This is a genomic window from Candidatus Krumholzibacteriia bacterium, assembly GCA_029865265.1.
Taxonomy (GTDB): domain Bacteria; phylum Krumholzibacteriota; class Krumholzibacteriia; order WVZY01; family JAKEHA01; genus JAKEHA01.
In genome coordinates this window covers 82,204-100,701 of sequence record JAOUHG010000011.1, presented here as the reverse complement: position 1 = coordinate 100,701, position 18,498 = coordinate 82,204, and the positions used below count along the sequence as shown (strand labels likewise).

General features: G+C 66.5%; 16 protein-coding genes and 1 tRNA gene. 14 read left to right on the top strand and 3 right to left on the bottom strand.

The window, feature by feature from the left end; all coding sequences use genetic code 11:
• Nucleotides 1-16: 16 nt before the first annotated feature.
• The 14 genes from OEX18_07455 to OEX18_07390 all read left to right on the top strand — a co-directional run bounded on the left by OEX18_07455 (nt 17) and on the right by OEX18_07390 (nt 15,693).
• Nucleotides 17-1,804 carry a hypothetical protein gene (locus tag OEX18_07455; protein ID MDH4337104.1) on the top strand — a complete coding sequence of 596 codons (1,788 nt, stop codon included), beginning with the start codon at nt 17-19 and terminating at the stop codon, nt 1,802-1,804.
• A gap of 146 nt (nt 1,805-1,950) precedes the next feature.
• Nucleotides 1,951-2,028 (top strand) — tRNA-Asp (locus tag OEX18_07450).
• A gap of 140 nt (nt 2,029-2,168) precedes the next feature.
• Complete coding sequence (locus OEX18_07445; protein MDH4337103.1) at nt 2,169-3,506, top strand: choice-of-anchor B family protein; 1,338 nt, start codon at nt 2,169-2,171, stop codon at nt 3,504-3,506.
• A gap of 157 nt (nt 3,507-3,663) precedes the next feature.
• Nucleotides 3,664-4,824: a glycosyltransferase gene (locus OEX18_07440; protein MDH4337102.1), complete on the top strand. Its 1,161-nt coding sequence runs from the start codon at nt 3,664-3,666 to the stop codon at nt 4,822-4,824.
• On the top strand, nt 4,824-5,486 hold the full coding sequence (locus tag OEX18_07435) for a methyltransferase domain-containing protein (GenBank protein MDH4337101.1): 663 nt from the start codon (nt 4,824-4,826) through the stop codon (nt 5,484-5,486). The genes OEX18_07440 and OEX18_07435 overlap by 1 nt, the downstream gene beginning before the upstream one ends.
• The gene (locus OEX18_07430) at nt 5,483-6,511 is read left to right on the top strand and encodes a sulfotransferase (protein MDH4337100.1); all 1,029 of its coding nucleotides are present in this window, start codon (nt 5,483-5,485) and stop codon (nt 6,509-6,511) included. The genes OEX18_07435 and OEX18_07430 overlap by 4 nt, the downstream gene beginning before the upstream one ends.
• 13 nt (nt 6,512-6,524) lie before the next feature.
• Entirely contained in the window at nt 6,525-7,985 is a 1,461-nt protein-coding gene (locus OEX18_07425) for an MOP flippase family protein (protein MDH4337099.1), read from the top strand.
• 75 nt (nt 7,986-8,060) lie between these two features.
• Nucleotides 8,061-9,233, top strand: coding sequence for a DegT/DnrJ/EryC1/StrS family aminotransferase (locus OEX18_07420; protein ID MDH4337098.1), 1,173 nt, complete (start codon nt 8,061-8,063; stop codon nt 9,231-9,233).
• Nucleotides 9,234-9,238: 5 nt separating this feature from the next.
• Complete coding sequence (locus tag OEX18_07415) at nt 9,239-10,333, top strand: alpha-hydroxy-acid oxidizing protein (protein MDH4337097.1); 1,095 nt, start codon at nt 9,239-9,241, stop codon at nt 10,331-10,333.
• Nucleotides 10,330-11,229 (top strand): hypothetical protein, encoded by a 900-nt coding sequence (locus tag OEX18_07410; GenBank protein ID MDH4337096.1) that lies wholly within the window; start codon nt 10,330-10,332, stop codon nt 11,227-11,229. The genes OEX18_07415 and OEX18_07410 overlap by 4 nt, the downstream gene beginning before the upstream one ends.
• Entirely contained in the window at nt 11,226-12,539 is a 1,314-nt protein-coding gene (fahA, locus tag OEX18_07405; GenBank protein MDH4337095.1) for a fumarylacetoacetase, read from the top strand. Before OEX18_07410 ends, fahA begins: the two co-directional genes overlap by 4 nt.
• Nucleotides 12,540-12,579: 40 nt before the next feature.
• Nucleotides 12,580-14,007 carry an FAD-binding oxidoreductase gene (locus OEX18_07400; GenBank protein MDH4337094.1) on the top strand — a complete coding sequence of 476 codons (1,428 nt, stop codon included), beginning with the start codon at nt 12,580-12,582 and terminating at the stop codon, nt 14,005-14,007.
• Nucleotides 14,008-14,050: 43 nt separating this feature from the next.
• Nucleotides 14,051-14,731 (top strand): metal-dependent hydrolase, encoded by a 681-nt coding sequence (locus OEX18_07395; protein ID MDH4337093.1) that lies wholly within the window; start codon nt 14,051-14,053, stop codon nt 14,729-14,731.
• An 8-nt stretch (nt 14,732-14,739) separates the two neighbouring features.
• Nucleotides 14,740-15,693: a carboxypeptidase-like regulatory domain-containing protein gene (locus tag OEX18_07390; GenBank protein ID MDH4337092.1), complete on the top strand. Its 954-nt coding sequence runs from the start codon at nt 14,740-14,742 to the stop codon at nt 15,691-15,693.
• On the opposite strand, the gene OEX18_07385 is transcribed toward OEX18_07390, so the two are convergent.
• The 3 genes from OEX18_07385 to OEX18_07375 form a co-directional block, all read right to left on the bottom strand.
• On the bottom strand, nt 15,638-16,765 hold the full coding sequence (locus OEX18_07385) for an HNH endonuclease (GenBank protein MDH4337091.1): 1,128 nt from the start codon (nt 16,763-16,765) through the stop codon (nt 15,638-15,640). The two genes, OEX18_07390 and OEX18_07385, sit on opposite strands and share 56 nt — an antisense overlap.
• Before the next feature lie 187 nt (nt 16,766-16,952).
• Nucleotides 16,953-17,162 (bottom strand): dodecin family protein, encoded by a 210-nt coding sequence (locus OEX18_07380; protein MDH4337090.1) that lies wholly within the window; start codon nt 17,160-17,162, stop codon nt 16,953-16,955.
• A 38-nt stretch (nt 17,163-17,200) separates the two neighbouring features.
• Nucleotides 17,201-18,463 (bottom strand): citrate (Si)-synthase, encoded by a 1,263-nt coding sequence (locus tag OEX18_07375; protein MDH4337089.1) that lies wholly within the window; start codon nt 18,461-18,463, stop codon nt 17,201-17,203.
• Nucleotides 18,464-18,498 lie beyond the last annotated feature (35 nt).

Below are 18,498 nucleotides of genomic sequence, written 5' to 3'. Positions count from 1 at the left end.
GCCGACACGAGAGAAGATGGAAAAAGAACACGACGTTCTCACGCCCGAGATCCGTTTCCACCTCATTCGCAAGATGGAGCGGCACAAGGTGATCGCACTGGCGGGTCCGCGGCTGCTCGCGCACGAGCGCAAGTACCTCGAATTCCACAGCGTGGCGGGCGTGATTCTGTTCTCGCGCAACATCGAGAGTCTCTCGCAGGTGAACGAACTCATCGGCTCGGTGTGCGAGGAGCTCGCGCGCGACGGGCTCGCACCGCTGGTCATGGCCGATCACGAGGGGGACTTCGTGGCCGAGCTTCGCCAGGTGATCGGCGCGCCGCCTTCCGCCCTGGCCATTGCGGCCTCGGGCGACCTGGACCTGGCCGCCGAGGTGGCGTACGAGACCGGCGTCGCCATGAAGAAAATGGGTGTCAACACGGTGCTGGCGCCGGTGGCTGACTGTTATTTCGAGCGCGGCAGCGCCATCACCGGGCTGCGCTCCTTCGGTGCGAACCCGGAACGGGTGGCGGCCTTCGTCGAGCAGAGCATCGCCGGCTTCCGCGAGGCCGGGGTGCTGTGCTGCGCCAAGCATTTTCCGGGGCACGGCTCCACGGCGGAGGACTCCCACGTCACCCTTCCCGAGGTGCGCAAGTCGCTCGAGGAACTGAGCGCCGCCGATCTGGTGCCGTTTCGCGCGGCCATCGAGTCCGGTACCGACATGATCATGATGTCACACATCGCCTATCCGCTGGACCGCGACGACCTGGTCCCGGCGAGTTTCGACTCCCGCCTCATCCGCACCATGCTGCGGGGTGAACTGGGCTACGACGGCGTCGTGATCACCGACGCGCTGGAGATGGCCGGCGCGCGCTGGTACGCGTCCGAGCGCTCGGGGATGGTGTCGGGGGGCAACGAGCGCTCGCTGCTGGCCGGCTCCGACCTCATGCTGCACACGAAGCCCATTCCGGAACACGTGCAGGTGGAGCGTGGCTCGGAACCGGTGATGTCGATCAACGTCATGGAGACGATTGTCCGCACGCTGGAGAAGATCGTGGACCGCGAGCGTGTCGACGAGAAACTCGCGGAGGCCGCGGCCGGGAACGAGCCGCTCAAGAACATCCTCTCCATCCTCGGCGACTCCGCGACGCGGGTGGCGGCTCTGCGCGCGCGCGCCGCCGACCCGCGTGGTCCGGGACGACCCGCGACCGGTGGCAAGGTGATCGAACTCAACGCGTACCCTTCCGTGCCGGCGGTGTACCGTACCGCCGCCGAGCGCGCCATCACCGCGTGGACGGACTGGAATCGTTTCGAGGCGCTCGACCCGGGGTCTAACTGCCTGGTGATCGCGGTGGAATGGTCGCCGGGCGAGTCGCTCAAACGGCAGGACGTGGCGGGATTCCTGGACGTGATGTGCCGCCACTTCCCGCGCTGGCAGCGCGCACCCCTGATCACCGGCTTCGAAGTAGACGGCGAGGGCAACATGCGGCCGGTGGTCCAGCGCGAACGCGCGACGGTGGTGGACGCGGCGCGTTTCTCGGGCGAGGGCAACGCCTTTGCTCCCGCCGGGGGCGACGACGCGGTGTTCGTATTGTCGGCGCGGGGCGCCCCTCCGGAGGAGTTTGCGCTGGGCCTCACCGCGCTGGCCGACCTGTACCAGCCGGTCGCGGTGGTCCTGACCGGTTGGATCGCGGACGACTGGATTCCCGAGGGGACGCCGGTGATAGCGTCGCTGGGCGCCTCCACGCAGGCGGCGGCCGCGGTGGCGCAGGTGCTGGCCGGCAGCGCGGTTCCCGAAGGTTCTCTGGAAGGACTCCTTCCGCGCTGATCTCCCGGGTGGCGTGCGCGCCGGAGCGGTGCCGCTGAATCAGTTAACGTATTGAAAAAACGGGCGGTAGGGGATTGACACCCCCGGTGGCGCGGTGCTACCGTATGTCGCCACGCGGGCGTCCAACCGGGCGCTCGTTCGCACGTGGGGTCGTAGTTCAGTTTGGTTAGAACGCCTGCCTGTCACGCAGGAGGTCGCCGGTTCGAGTCCGGTCGGCCCCGCCATAATTGCACGAAGGGTCCGTCGCTTTCGCGGCGGACCCTTCGTCATTCGTGCGGTGTTCCTGGTCGTGTCAGCGCGAAGCGCCCGCAGAGGCCCGCCGGACGTGGTATAATCAACCCCAAATCTCCTGGGGCTCTTGACCATGCGACCTCTCATCCTGGCCACCGCCATATTTCTGCTGGTCCCCGCCTCGGCACGGTCCACCAGCGCCGTGCTCGTGGGCGTGCTCGACGTGTCGCCCGCCATGCACTACACCGACGTGTGGGGATGGGTGGACCCGCAGACGCAGCGTTGCTACGCGCTCATCGGCAACAACGCCACGGGGCTCCACATCGTCGACGTCACCGATCCCGCGGCGCCCTACGGCGTGTCCACCGTGAACACGGTGGGGCGCTTCGATATGAAGACATTCGGATCGTACGTCTACACGGTGGATGGCATCGGTGGACCGGGCGGGATCGTCGACATCACGGTTCCGGCGAGCCCGGAGGTGGTGGGGACTTTCCCCGGGGGGCACAACATCTTCATCGACGGGCAGGGCTACCTGTACGTGTGCCTGCCCGGACTCAGGATCTATGATCTGAACCCCGACCCCGCGTTTCCCGAGCTGGTGTGGGAGGATCCGATGTCGGACGGGTTGGACGGCCACGACGCCACCGTCATTGGTGACGTGCTCTACGAGTTTCGCGGGGCGTACGGCATCCGCTTCTGGGACGTCGCCGACCGCACCGCGCCGGTGCCGCTGGGCGGCATCGACGATCCCACCATCGCCTACGCGCACAACGGCTGGCCCAGCGAGGACGGCCGCTATCTGTTCGTGACCGACGAGTTCTCGTACAGTCCCTCGCCGGACATCACCGTGTGGAACATCACCGACCCACTGGCACCGCGCCGCGTGGCGGAGATCGCCGATCCGACATCGTCGGTGCACAACTGCTATGTCGTCGGCAACCTGCTGTACGTGTCGTATTACCTCGCCGGATTCCGCCTCTACGAGATCACCGATCCCAGCCACCCGGTCTTGATCGACACCGAGGACACCTCGCCCGGCCGGAGCGGCGAAGGCGTCTTCGAAGGCGCGTGGGGATGCTACCCGTTCACACCCAACGGGCACGTCTACGTCAATGACCGTCCCAACGGGCTGTACGTATTCCGCATCGACGGCACGCCCTCGGCGGTCGGCGCGTCTCCGTCGCGCCCCCCCGTGCTCGACCTGCTGGGCGGCGCACCCAACCCCTTTGGCGCCGAGACGTCGATCCGCTACTCGCTCGGTGTGGCGGCGGAGGTGTCGGCCGCGGTGTACGACGCGGCCGGGCGCCTGGTGCGCCGGCTGCACGCGGGTGACCAGCCCGCCGGAGAGCACGCCGTTGCCTGGGACGGCCGCAGTGACGCAGGCGTGGCGGTTCCATCCGGTGTGTACTTCTGCCGGGTGAGCGCCGCGGGCGAAGAACGTACCGGGCGGCTGGTCCTGCTGCGCTAGGCGGCGCCGGGCCGGGCGCTGCTTGACCGCCGTAGCCGGTTTGTGTTACCCCTCAACGAGTTATGCGCTTCCTTCGACCCTGTCCGGGCCGTGCAGCCGGGAATGATCCCCGGTGAGCGGGGCCGCCGAACCCGCAGCGGCGGGGACGCTTGTGGTCATGCATTCGGTGCCGGTCTGGCTACCGCAAACCGAGACATGGTTGTTTACGGAGGTGGCGTTTCTCCCGCCATCCATCGAGAGCCACGTGGCCTGCGAGCGCACGCAGAACCTGGACCAGTTTCCCGCCCCGCACCTCCACTGCATGAGCGATCAGCCCGCGTGGCGGACCCTGCGTGATCGCGCGTTGCGAAAGCTCCGCCTGCGCAATCACCTCGGCTATCTGGACGGTGCGGCCAGACGTTCCCGCGCGCGGCTGGTGCACTCGCATTTCGGTTTCACGGGCTGGCGTGATCTCGCGGTGGCGCGGCGGCACCGTATGGCCCATGTCGTCACCTTTTACGGCGCGGACGTGCAGTTCTACCCGCGCCTGCGGCCACAGTGGCGTGGCCGCTACCGGAAGATGTTTGCGCGTGTCGACCGCGTGTTGTGCGAGGGGCCGCACATGGCGGGCGAGGTTGTCGCTCTGGGATGCCCCGGGGAGAAGGTCCGGGTGCACCACCTGGGTATCGATCTGTCGTTGATTCCATTCAAGCCCAGGGTGTGGACGCCGGGCGAACCGCTGCGCGTGCTGCTCTCGGGTTCGTTCCGGGAGAAGAAGGGGCTGCCGCTGGCCATCGAGGCGCTGGGGCACATCCGCGACGAGGTGCGGCTGGAGATCACCATCATTGGTGACGCCACGCGCGAGGAACGATCCATCCGGGAGAAGCAACGCATCCTGGATACCATCGCTCGCCATGGTCTCGGTGGCAGCGTTCGTCTGCTCGGCTTCCGGCCTTACCGAGAGGTCATGGACGAGGCGCTGCGCAACCACGTGTTTCTCTCGCCCAGTGTGACCGCCGCAGATGGCGACACCGAGGGCGGCGCGCCGGTTTCACTCATCGAGATGAGCGCCTCGGGTATGATGATCGCGAGCTCGACGCACTGCGACATCCCCGGTGTCATCCTGGACGGCCGCACCGGCTTCCTGGCTCCCGAAGGTGAACTCGACGGTCTGGTGGCGGGCCTGCGCCGCATCATCGCCGATCCGTCCGCGTGGGGGGCGATGCAGCGTGCGGGGCGCGCGCACGTCGAGGCGGAGTTCGACGCGCGCCGCCAGGGCGAGCGGCTGGCCGCGATCTACCGCGAACTGGCACCGGTGGCGTCGGCGGGGGTGGTGTGATGGCCCGCCGGCCGGCGAACGCGCAGTGGTACAACTGGTACGCCAACGGTCTGCTGGCGGACGGGGTCGAAGCGCTGGCCGCCCCGCTGCGCGGTGAACGTGTGATCGACGTGGGCTGCGGGGTGCAACCGTACCGGGGCATGCTGGGAGGCTTCTCCCACTACGTGGGCTTCGATTCGCCGTCGCGCCCCGACAGCGCCACCAGCGCGGATGCCTTTGGTGACGCGCTTGCGCTGCCCTTCACCGCCGGCTGTACCGACGCGGTGCTGTGTACCGAGGTCATGGAGCACGTGTCCGATCCGGCGGCCATGCTGGCCGAAATCCACCGGGTGCTGCGTCCCGGCGGTCACCTGATCATCACGGTTCCGTTCACCTGGCACATCCACGACGAGCCCCACGATTACTGGCGTTTCACCGAGTTCGGCCTGCGCCTGGTGCTGGAGCGCGGCGGCTTCGAAGTGGAAGTGCTGCGCAGCGTCAACGGCATGCTGGGTGCAATCCTGCAGTCGCGCTGCTATCTGCTGATGCACGCCGCGGGCCGTTTTCGGCCGCTGGTGCGGCCGCTGGTGTGGTTCATGCAGTGGCTGGCCGCCGCGCTGGCGCCCGTCGATCGCAACCGCCGCATGACGAGCAACTACATTGCGCGTGCGAGGAAATCGTGACGCGCGGACCGGTGTTCGTGCTGGGGACGCAGCGTTCGGGAACCACCTGGCTCGCGAACATCTTCGACTCACACCCGGGGTGCCTGCACTACTACGAGCCGTTCGCCCCCGCGTACCGGATATTCCCGTACTTTCCGCACGAGTTTCGTTACCTGGTTCCGCCCCAGCGCGAGCTTGCCGTCCGCCTGCGCGCCGACCTGCCGCGCCTGCTGGAGGTTCGCTCGCGGCTCTTCGACCCGGTGCACGAGACGCGGCGCCAGTTCGAGTCCGAAGCGTGGCTGATGGGGAAACTGGAAAGCCTGGGGCGGCGCGCGTCCACCGGCGCTTTCCGCTTCGCCGCCCAGTTCAACCTGGTGCACCTCAACCGCATCGGACAGCACCCGGTGGCCTGGTTCGCAAAGGGAGACATTCAACTCGTCGCCATCAAGGAGGTTCGCCTCTACTTCAAGGCGGCGTTTCTGGCCTCGGCGCTGCCGGGCGCGTCGTTCGTCCATGTCGTGCGTCACCCGGCCGCGGTGGTGCTCTCCATGGACAGCTTCCTCAAGCGCGGGCGCCTGGTCGAGATCCGCGATCACATCGGGAGCATGGTGGAGACCATGGGGGCCCAGGAGGTGCTGGCGCGGTACGCCCCGGTTCTCGACCGCGTGCGCGCGGGAAACCTGCACGACCGCCTGGCCGCGTACTGGCGGGTCGCCAACGAGGAACTCGCGGCCCAGCTCACAGCGCTGCCGGGGCGCGCGTACCCGCTGGTCTACGAAGACCTCGCCACCGATCCCCTGGCGCGCACCGCGGACATGTTCGCCTGGTGCGGGCTCGAGATGGGGAGGCAGACGGAGGACTACATCCGTGGCTCGTCGACATCCCAGTCCGCCCGCAACACCGCGCTGGACACGAACCGTGTTTCTGCCACCTACTACCGGGACTGGGTGGCGCGCGTGACCCCGCAGGTTCGCGACTCGGTGGAGCGCATCTGCGGCGACAGCCCGCTGATGGCGCAGTTCGAGCCTTTCTACCGGGACGCGTGACCGCCCCACTGCCATGACCAGCGAAGTCGATATCAAGCACCTGCGCCGCCGCGCCACCTCCGGGGCCCGCTGGACGGGGACGTCCACGGCATTGCGCATCGCGACGCAGTTCGTCCAGCTTGCCGTCCTCGCCCGGCTGTTGCGCGTGGAGGACTTCGGGCTGATGGCGATGGTCAACGTGGTGATGGCCTTTGCGCAGACGTTCACCGATGCCGGTGTCAGCAACGCCATCATTCACTACCGCAACGCCAACCGTGAAGAACTCTCGAGCCTCTACTGGCTCAACGTGAGCGCCGGAATCGTGGTGTCCGGGCTGGTGTGGCTCGGGGCACCCCTCTTTGCGCGCATCTATCACCAGCCCGCGCTGGTCGACATGGTGCGCGTGGTGAGCGTGGTGTTCATCATCGGGCCCATGGGACAGCAGTTCCAGTCCCTGATGGAGCGCGACCTCCGCTTCCGCCGCCTGGCGGTAATCGAGACGGCGGCGTTGTTGTTGAGCGCGGCGACGGGCATCTTCCTGGCGCTGCACGGGTATGGCGTGTGGTCGCTGGTGTGGGCAACCGTGCTGCTGACGGCGGTGAAGTCCGTGCTCCTGGCCACCGTGGGCTGGTCCACGTGGCGGCCGCTGCTGCGCTTCGTGCCGCGCGAATGTCGCCGCTTCGTCCACTTCGGCCTCTTTCAGATGGGCGAACGCACGCTGAGCCTGCTGGGCCAGCACCTGGACAAGATCGTGATCGGCATCCTCATGGGGCCCGGCCCGCTGGGCTACTACGAACTCGCGTACCGATTGATCGCGCGGCCCTACCAGATCATCAATCCCATCTTCACGCGCGTGGCCTTCCCGGTCTTCTCCGCCGTGCAGGCGGACCGCAACCGCCTGCGCAACGGCTACCTGGAGTTGATGGAGATGCTGGGCGCGGTGACGATTCCGCTCTACGTCGGCCTCTTCGCGCTGGCTCCGGCGTTCATCCGCGTACAGCTGGGACCGGACTACGAGCCCACCATCCCGCTGCTGCGCATCCTGTGCGTGGTGGGCCTGACCTGGTCGCTCACCAGCCCGGCCGGCAGCCTGCTGCTGGCATGCGGGCGCGCCGACCTGGGCTTCTACATTAATATTCTGCGCACGTCGCTGATCATGGTGGGAATCTGGATCGGATCCCGCTTCGGCCTGGAGGGGATCGCGTGGGCGCTGGTGATCGTCATCACCGTGGTGATGTTCCCGACCCACGTGCTGCTGAGACGCAAGCTGGTGGGGATGACGCTGCGCGAATTCATGAGCCGCCTGTTTCCGTTCCTGTGGCCGTCGCTGGTGGCCTGCGCCATCTGCCTCCTGGCGCACCGGGTGTTGCCCTGGCCCAACGCCGCGGTGGAGCTGGTGGTCATGATGGGCGTGTCCCTGGCGGTCTACCTGGGCTGGCTCGGCTGGCTGGAACGGCCGCGAATCGTGCGCATGCTGGCCGTGGTGCGCTCCTAGGTGGCACGGATTGCCCGGCCGGCGGCTTCCGTGGTAATCTCAGACCCCCACAGCAACCCAAGAGGATAGCGACGAATGCAAGACAAACCCGTCCGCCCCAGGGACCGCTTCCTGGTCTTCGGTGCGCCCCAGATCGAACAGGCAGAAATCGACGAGGTCGTGGATTCCATCCGCAGCGGATGGCTCGGAACCGGACCCAAGGTGGCCCGCTTCGAGGACGACTTCAAGCAGTACAAGGGGGCGCCGCACGCCGCCGCGGTCCACTCGTGCACCGCGGCGCTGCACCTGGCCATGCTGGCGTCCGGGGTGGGTGAGGGCGACGAGGTCATCACCACGCCGCTCACATTCTGCGCCTCGGTCAACGCCATCATTCATACCGGCGCAACGCCGGTGCTCGCCGACGTGGATCCGCGCAGCATGAACATCGATCCCGCGCACATCGAGGAGAAGATCACCCCGCGCACCAAGGCCATCATGCCGGTGCACTTCGCCGGACGGCCGTGCGACATGGACGCCATCATGAAGATCGCGGAAAAGCGCGGCCTCATGGTGATCGAGGACTGCGCCCACGCCATCGAGGCGCGCTACAAGGGGAAGGAAGCGGGGCTGTTCGGCCAGTTCGGCTGTTTCAGTTTCTACGTGACCAAGAACGTCATCACCGGCGAGGGCGGCATGGTGCTGGCGCATGACGAGGCGCTGGCGGCGCGCATCAAGGTGCTCGCGTTGCACGGCATGAGCAAGGATGCGTGGAAGCGTTTCAGCGACTCCGGATGGGTGCACTACCAGGTGGTCGAGGCCGGCTTCAAGTACAACATGATGGACATCCAGGCGGCCATCGGCATCCATCAGCTGCGCCGCGTTGAACCTAACTGGTTGCTTCGTAAAGAGATATGGGATCGTTACAACGAGGCGTTTGCGCACTTCCCCATCGGTGTTCCGTGCGAACCGGACGAGGACACGCGCCACGCTCTGCACCTCTACACCATCATGGTGGCGAAGGGGCGCTCCGGCATCAGCCGTGACGATTTCCTCAGCGCCGTCCAGGCGCAGAACGTCGGCGTGGGCGTGCACTACCTGAGCGTTCCCGAGCATCCCTATTACCAGGCGCGCTTCGGGTGGAAACCGGAGGAGTTTCCCAGTGCCATGCGTATCGGGCGCGAGACCGTCAGTTTGCCGCTCTCACCTAGACTCAGCGATGCCGATGTCGCGGACGTCATCGAAGCCGTGCGGCGCGTCGTCGAGAGGTGACCCTGGTGACCGCGAGTGAACCCCTCGTCAACCTGGCCGACTTCGAACGCGCGGCGGCATCGCGTCTGCCGAAGATGGTCTACGACTACTACGCCGGTGGCGCGCTGGACGAGCTGACCCTGCGCGACATCCGCAGCGCCTACGATCGCATCCCCCTGTGGTTCCACACCCTGGTTGACGTGAGCGGGCGTTCCACAGAGACCACCGTCCTCGGCGAACGCGTTTCCATGCCGGTGCTGGTGGCGCCGACGGCTTTCCACCGCATGGCGCACCCGGAGGGTGAACTGGCCACCGCGCGCGCCGCGCGGGCGGCGGGCACCATCATGATCGTGAGCACGCTTTCCAACACGGACGTGGAGGACATTGCCCGGGCGGCGCCCGGACCGCTGTGGTTCCAGCTCTACATCTACAAGGACCGCGAAGCCACCCGGGACCTGGTTGCGCGCGTCGAAGCCGCCGGTTGCGGCGCCATCCTGCTCACCGTGGACGCGCCGCTGATGGGCCAGCGCGAGCGCGACGTGCGCAACCGCTTCTCGCTGCCCGATAGCCTGAGTGTGAAGAACCTGCTCGCGGCGGGGCAGGGGACGGTTGCGCGGCAATCCGAGGGTTCCGGGCTTTCGGCCTACGTACATGATTTCCTCGACCCCGCCATCTCGTGGCGCGACGTGGAGTGGCTGCGCGGCATCACCAGTCTGCCGCTGATCATCAAGGGGCTCGCGCGTGCCGATGACACCCGCCGCGCGGTTTCGCTGGGTGCGAGCGGCATTGTGGTCTCCAACCACGGCGGCCGCCAACTCGACACCGCCCCGGCCACCATCGACGCGCTGCCGTACGTGGTGGACGCCGCGGGGGGGCGCGCGGAGGTGTACGTGGATGGCGGCGTGCGGCGTGGCATCGACGTGATCAAGGCTGTCGCGCGAGGGGCCCGCGCCGTGTTGCTGGGGCGGCCCGTGCTGTGGGGCCTCGCGGTGGACGGCGAACGCGGCGCCACGCGGGTGCTCGAGATTCTGCGCGCCGAGATCGACAACGCCATGGCGCTGTGTGGCTGCCCGACCATCGATGACATCGGCCCCGACCTTCTTCAACCGGACAAGTCGTGACCCGTTCCACGCCCAGGACACTGCACGCCCTCCTGCACACCATCGTCGACTACGCCGGGTTGTTCCCGCCGGCCACGCTCAACATGGATGCCGCGGTGCGCAACTATGCCGCCTGCCGGCGTGACGCCCACGCGTGGATGCTGGGGCGCTTTGTCGCTCCGGTGGCACGCCTGGACGAACTGCTGGACACCATGCGGGCGGCCGAGGTGCTCGATGCCGAGCACCACTGGCGGGTATCGGCGCTGGCCGGCGCCGACATCGAGGGTGACGTGGCGCGGGTGGGGGCGTTCAATGCGCTGGGCGCCGGTGCGGTGGTGGATGCGGTGGAGGTGAAGGCCGCCGACAGGGCCGCCATCGACCGGGTCGCGGCGGCGGTGCCGCCGGGGCTGCGCGCGTTCGTGGAGATCCCGGCGGGCGAGGATCCGCGCGAACTGATCGGGGTCATCGCGGGGCACAAGCTGCGCGCCAAGATCCGCACCGGCGGTGTGGCCGCGGAGGCGATTCCGTCGCCGGAAGACGTGGCGCGATTCATCCGCGGCTGCTACGCCACCGGCGCTGGATTCAAGGCGACGGCGGGGCTGCACCACCCGCTGCGGGCCATGCAGCCGCTCACCTACGAGGCCGACGCGCCGCGGGCGGTCATGCACGGTTATCTCAACGTTTTCCTGACCGCCGCCTTCCACTACAATGGGATGACCCTGGCCGACGCCAACGCACTGATGCATCGCGGTACGGTCGACGACATCGAATTTGCCGACGACCACGTTGCGTGGCGCGACTATCGCGTCTCGCGCGACGAGATCACCACCATTCGCCGCCGGTTCGCGATCTCGTTTGGATCGTGTTCATTTCGAGAGCCGGTGGATGACCTCATCAAGACTGGATTGCTCACATGACCAACGATACGCATCGCGCCGATCTTCGCTCCTGGGTGGAATCGGCCAACGACGGCAAGACCGACTTTCCCATCCAGAACCTCCCCTTCGGCGTGTTCCGCGACTGGGAGGGCGACGACTCTCCGCGCGTCGGCGTGGCCATCGGCGATCGCGTGCTGGACGTGTCCGCGCTGCGCGCCGCGTTCTTCACCGGACCGGCGCGGCGTGCCGTGGAGGCCTGCGCGGAGCCGGTGCTCAACCCGCTGATGGCGTTGGGACCGGAGTGCTGGAGCGCGCTGCGCGAGCGGCTCTCGCAGCTGCTGTCCACCGATCACGAGGATTCGCTGGCGGCGCGCCGCTCGGTGGAGACCGCGCTGTACGCGATGACCGACGTGGAAATGCTCCTGCCGGCCGAAATTGGCGACTACACGGATTTCTACGCGTCGGTGTTCCACGCCACCAACGTGGGCAGCATGTTCCGTCCCGACAACCCGCTGCTGCCCAATTACAAGCACGTGCCCATCGGCTACCACGGGCGCGCGTCGTCCATCGTGGTTTCGGGTGCGCCGGTCAAACGGCCCTCGGGACAGACGAAGGCCGACGACGCGCAGGCGCCTTCGTTCGGGCCGTCGCGCCTGCTCGACTACGAGGTAGAGGTGGGTGCCTTCGTTGGTCCCGGCAACCCGCGCGGCGAGGCCATCGCGCTCGGCGATGCGCGCGCCCACCTCTTCGGGCTGTGCCTGGTGAACGACTGGAGCGCGCGCGACATTCAGAAGTGGGAGTACCAGCCGCTGGGGCCGTTCCTGGCCAAGAACTTCGCCACCACGGTGTCGCCGTGGATCGTCACCCTGGATGCGCTGGCGCCGTTTCGTACGCCTGCTTTCGCGCGGCCCGACGGTGACCCGGCGCCGTTGCCGTACCTGGCCGACGACGCCGACCAGCGCGAGGGCGGTTTCGATATCACCGTCGAGGCCTTCATCGAGTCGCCGCAGATGCGCTCCGATGGCTTCGAGGGTGTGCGCGTGAGCCGCGCCAACTTCAAGGACATGTACTGGACGCTGGGTCAGATGCTGGCGCACCACGCCAGCAACGGCTGCAACCTGCGGCCGGGAGACCTGCTGGCCAGCGGCACCGTGTCGGGCGAGGCGCGCGACTCGGCCGGGTGCCTCCTGGAGCGCACCTGGCGGGGGACCGAACCCATCGAGCTTCCCTCGGGGGAAACGAGAAAGTTTCTCGAGGACGGGGACACCGTGATCATCCGGGCGTATTGTACGAAAGACGACGCGGTGCGCATCGGCTTCGGCGAATGCCGGGGCACCGTGCTGCCGTAACCGGCGCTGCGCGGCAGCGCCTTTCAAGGAGCAACAACCCATGTCGAATCTGGCCGCAACCAGCCGAGAAGGAAAGCCCATCGAAGTGGACGTCAAGCACGTGGACGCGTTGCGCGCCGCACTGCGCGGATCGCTGCACCTCGCCGGATCTCCAGGCTATGACACCTCGCGCACCCTTTGGAACGGAATGATCGACCGCCACCCGGCGCTGGTGGTGCGCGCCCTGGGCGTGGCGGACGTGGTCACCGTCGTAAACTTCGCGCGCCAGCATGGCATCGCGCTCTCCATGAAGGGCGGCGGACACAACATCGCGGGGCTGGCCTGCTGCGACGGCGGCCTGCTGCTGGACATGGGTGCCATGCGCGGCGTGTGGGTGGACCCGGCCGGGCGCATCGCGCATGCACAGGGCGGGTGCCTCCTCGGCGACGTGGACCGGGAAACCCAGCTGCACGGACTGGCGGCGCCGCTGGGTTTCGTTTCGCTCACCGGTATCGCCGGTCTCACCCTGGGCGGTGGTTTCGGCTACATGTCCCGCCAGTGCGGCTGGACCAGCGACAGCGTTCGTTCCATGACGTTGGTGACGGCGGAGGGGAAGATCGTTCGCGCCAGCGAGAAGGAGAACAAGGACCTGTTCTGGGGGCTGCGCGGTGGCGGCGGAAACTTCGGCGTGGTGACCAATATCGAGTACTCGCTCTATCCCGTGGGCCCCGAGATCGTGGGGGGCGCGGTGGCGTGGCGAGGCGAATCCGCGGTGGAGGTCATGGAGCTGTTCCGCAAGTCGGCCGCGGCCGCGCCCGAGGATCTCACCCTGGTGCTGATCCTGCGCCTGGCGCCGCCCGCGCCGTGGATCGATAAGGATGTGCACGGAAAACCGGTTGCCATCATCATCGGCTGCCACACCGGCAAGGTGGCCGACGGCGAGAAGCTGCTGGCACCCATAAAAGGGTTCGGCAAACCGGTGGGCGACGTGATGCAGCGCCGCCCCTACGTGACCCAACAGAGCCTGCTCGATGCCACCCAGCCCAACGGGCGGCGCTACTACTGGAAGTCGGAGTATGTCTCTGGTTTCGAGCCCGAGGTGTTTGCAAAGCTCAAGGAGCACGGAGACAAGATAGTCTCGCCGCACTCCGCCGCCATCCTGTTCCAGCTGGGCGGTGCCATCGGAAGACTGCCCAACAGCCACTCCGCGGTGGGAAACCGCGGCACCGGCGGGCTGTTCAATATTACCGCGGCCTGGGACAACGCCGCCGACGACGCAAAGAACATCGACTGGGCGCGCAACGCGTGGAAGGATCTCAAGCAGTTCTCCACCGGGGGGACGTACGTGAACTTCCTCAACGCCGACGAGGCGGGGGATCGCATCCAGGACGCGTTCGGCGGTAACATGAAACGCCTGGGCGAGGTCAAGCAGGCGTGGGACCCGGACAACCTGTTCCGGGTGAACAAGAACATCGCGCCGGCGAAGTAGCGCCGCCGCGGGGTTGCCACAGGCCGCAGAAGAGGAGTCCATCATGAAACTCACTTTTCACGGCCACTCGTGCTGGGAGATCCAGGGCGCGAAGCATCGCGTTCTGATCGATCCCTATCTCACGGATAATCCCGCGGCGGACGTCAGGCCGGAGGCGTTCAAGCAGCTCGACGCCATCCTGCTCTCGCACGGCCACGGCGATCACATCGGGGATACCGAGGTGATCGCAAAGAAGACCGGCGCGCTGGTGGTGGCGAACTTCGAGATCGCCAACTACTTCGCTGCGCGCGGCTGCAGGACCCACGGCATGAGCATCGGCGGCGGGTTCGACTTTCCGTTCGGGCGGGTGAAGCTGGTGATCGCGCATCATGGCTCCACCGGTCCGGACGGCGAGGCCCTGGGCAGCCCCGCGGGCATCCTGCTAACTATAGATCATAAAAGACTTTACCACACCGGGGATACGGGGGTGTTTCTGGACATGCAGCTCATCGCCGAGCTCAACGGGCCCTTTGACCTGTGCATGCTGCCCATCGGGGACAACTTCACCATGGGTGTCGACGATGCGGTGAAGGCGTGCGAGCTCATTCGAGCCAAACTCCACGTGCCGATGCACTACAACACCTTTCCGGTGGTGAAAGCGGATGCGGACGGCTTCGTCAGGAAAGTCGAAGCGAAGGGGTTGCGCGCACGCGTCGTGGAACCGGGGGGCGTTCTCGAATTGTGAGAAAGCGCGTGCTTCTCGTTGCCTTGCTGCTCCTGGCCGCACTCGCGCCGGTTGCCTCCGCACAATCGGGCTGGATCGAAGGCCGTGTCACGGACGGCGGGAAGCCGATTCCGTACGCCAATATCCTGCTCCCGGAAACGCGTGTGGGCGTGATGGGGGATTCATCCGGCGTGTTTCGATTTCGGGCGCCGTGCGGTTACTACACGCTCCGGGTAATGGCCATGGGTTACGAAAACGCGGACGAGCACGTCGTTGTCCGGCTGAAGGACACAACGCGGGTTGCGGTTGTCATGAAGCCGGTGGAGGTTCGCCGGGAGGAGATAAGAACGCCTCCGTGGTGGCGCCGGGCTCCGGAGCGGGACGAAAAACAACTCGAAAGCCAGGAAGTTGACGAAGAGCTCGAGGCTATCGCGCGAAGGGCCGGACTTGTGGGTGACTGGCGCTACCGGGCATCGACGGATACGATTCGGTACGACGATGTCGTGTTATCGATGCGTTATGTCCTAACCGAGCAGGGTGACTCGGTGGTTGTGAATGTGATCGCGGAGGGGACGAATGTCTCGGATACGCCGCTGACCGATTCCGGCTGCCTGTCACTCTGGGAGACGCGTTACAACTGGGGACCCGACCACTTCGAGTGCATCGGGCTCGGTGGGCCCGGGAACTTTCCGGACTCGTTGCTCTTTCCATCCCTGGATGTGCCGCCCGCGGAGTGCGAAGGTGCGCGGCTGCCCCGGGCGGCTTCCGTCCTCCATCCCGGCGAGCGCATCGTGCGGGGGATGGCGTTTTCGTTCTTTCCCGATGCCTTCCGGCTTCTGCCCGGCGAGTTGAATATCACCTGCCTGTATTTCCATGGCAAGCCGGGCGCGCGCTGGGAGGACGCCACGTCGATCTTCGTGGGAACCATCAAGATTCCGATCCGCCCCATCGGCATGCCGATTGACGAAACCTGTCCATGGTAGCCGCCCCCAGCAGTCTCTCCGCTTCCAGTCTATTATGATACGCGCACAGCAGTCTTAGATTATCGGCCGTCCCTGGCCCGCCCCGCGCCACCGGCACGATGTGATCGACCTGCAAGGCACGCGTGGATCCGCATCTTCTGCCATTCGCACCCACAAACGTGCAGCGGTTCTTGTCCCTGACAAACACCTCGTCACGGACGGCGACCGGGAGCCTCCTGGCGTTGTCGCCGGATCGCCGCGTGTGCACATCGAGTTGCTGGGTGCCCGCCCGCTTCTCATGAGACGCGCTTGCGCGCGCCTGGACGCGCCTTTCACGCCGCCTCACAGGATCGTTGGCTTCGATGAAGGCATCCAGCGCGAGCTCGAATACCTCCTCCAACGACGCATCCGGAGACAAACGATGCCAGGCCAGTGAGCGCACCTTCGCGAGTTTGGCCATGAACGCCTCGCTGCCGGAGAAGCGCATCAGCATGCGCTTCTCGGTGAGAACGGCCGGACGTTCGTCCGGCTCCACAGAGGTGGTAACATTCTTACCGCCGCTGTGGCGGTAAGCACGCTTTTCACAAGCGTCGGCTGTATCCGCGGCGGCGGCCGCTGTCACGACGGGGGAAGTCGTAGCCGCCACCGGCCGGCGTACCGGGACCACGACCGGCTGCACGATTTCGCGTGGCTTCGGCCGCGGCGCGTACTCGGCCACGATCGCATCGATCTCGCGGAGTGATCTTCCTCGAACGCGCTCCAGCAGCGCATGGCTGTTGGAAACCGAGAGCACGCGCGCGATCCTCGAGAGCGCGCACACGGAGATCTCGTTTGCCTCAAGGAGTGTGAACACCTCCGGAAAGCGCCGCACGCAACGCGCCGCCCGGACCCGCCGCACGGCCGAGGACTCGGAGTATTTCAGCGCAGAGCGGCAGTAGTCGAACAACGACGAGTAGCCCTGCTTGAGGTGCAGGCGCCGGCGTTCTACTTCAATGAGATGCAGCAGGACCCGGAGTGTCAGCCTGCGTTCGCGGCGGGAGATATCGAGCGTGCGGGAGAGAATCTCACGGTCGGAGAGTGTGTGTAGCGACATGACAACTCCTCATTGATACGAGTGCAAAATGGGAGGAGCTTCATGCAACGAACATCGCACATGTTAGCTAAGTAGTCAACATGAAAGTGTTGGATGCAAGAAGTTTTCGCGCGGCACGACGCGTCGCGCGCAATGCGAAATCGCAACAGCCATGCAATGGGATTTGCAAGCGGCCGCAACAGGCAGCCTAGTCGTCCAGCGTGAAGCCCACCTTGATGGTTACCTGCCAGTGGCCCAGCTTCTGATCCGCAATGTGGCCGCGCATGTCGGTCACCTCGAACCAGCGCATGTTGCGCACCGTCTCCGCGGCCTTGGTCAGGGCGACTTGCACCGCGTCTTCGATACTCTTCGTCGACGATCCCGTCAGTTCGATCTGCTTGTAGACATGGTTGCTCATGCGAATCTCCGTTGGAATCGCGGGCGCGGCCCGCGAGGTTACTGCGAGCGAACCCACTCCGAGGTGACGCTGCGCGGCCGCAGGATGGGGCTGCCGATGGCGCGGTTGATGACCAGCTGCGCCAGCATGCCCATCGCGAGCGAGATCGCGAATGGCACCGTGTAGTAGTCCGTCTCGGTGATGCCGAAGTGGTGCCACACCGCGCCCATCCCGAAGTCCACGTTGGGGTAGGGGTTCTTCGCCTTGCCCTGCCGCTTGAGTATCTCGGGCACGATACGCGACATCTTCTCGACCGTTGCAAACACGGGGTCACCCCCGAAGTGCTCCTTGCCGAACGCCAGCATGGCGGTGAAGCGCGGATCCTGGTCGCGCAGTACCGCGTGACCGTGCCCGGGGATCACGCGCCCGTTCTTGAGCGTCTCGGCGGCGTATTCTTCCACCTGAGCGTCGGTGGGAATGCCGCGGTAGCGCGTCACCGCATCCACCACCCAGTCGGTACTTTCCTTGGCCGCGCGCCCGTGCAGCGGTCCGGCCAGTCCGTTGAAGCCCGCGCTCACCGCGAGAAACGCGTTGGAGAGCACCGAGCCCACGGTATGACAGGTGAACGCGCACACGTTGCCGCCCTCGTGGTCGCTCTGCAGGATGGCGGCGCGGCGCATGGCCTCGAAGAACACCGGCTTGCGCACCCCGCACATGGCGCAGTAGTTCTGCGACCAGTCCAGCAGGGGATCGTGCGCAAAGCGCGGCCCCTTCTTGAAGCGCATGCGGTACACACCGCCGCCCAGGGTGGGCAGCGAGCCCAGCACGCGCAGCGCGTCGGTGAGGGTGGCCTTCCAGTAGTCCTCGCGCTTGAGTCCCCGGTCGTAGCCCGAGCTCATCACGGATTCGTTTTCGAGCGCCAGCAGCCCCGTTGCCAGCATTGCCATGGGATTACTGCCGGCCGACATCTCGTCGATCACGCGCCACACCGGCTCGGGCACGCGTTCCTGCGCGGCGATCTCGTCGCGGACCAGCTTGGTTTCCTCGTTGGAGGGCAAACGGCCCATGAGCAGCAGGAAGAATATGTCTTCGGGGAACCGGTCCAGAAGATCGGTGACGGGTATGCCGCGGATGAAGAGGCCCCGCTCGGGGTCCACCGTCGAGGTATCGCAAATGAGCGCGTTGACTCCGCGCAGGCCACCGTGGGCCTGCGCCACCGTGACCCGCGAGATCTCACGCTCACCGCGGCCGGCGAGCAACTGCTCGCGCTCGGCGCGCAACTGTTCCACCTGGCCGGCGAAGAGTTCGTGAAGGGAGGGCATGTCCGGCATCATAGCACGCGATGGCCGCCGGGCAA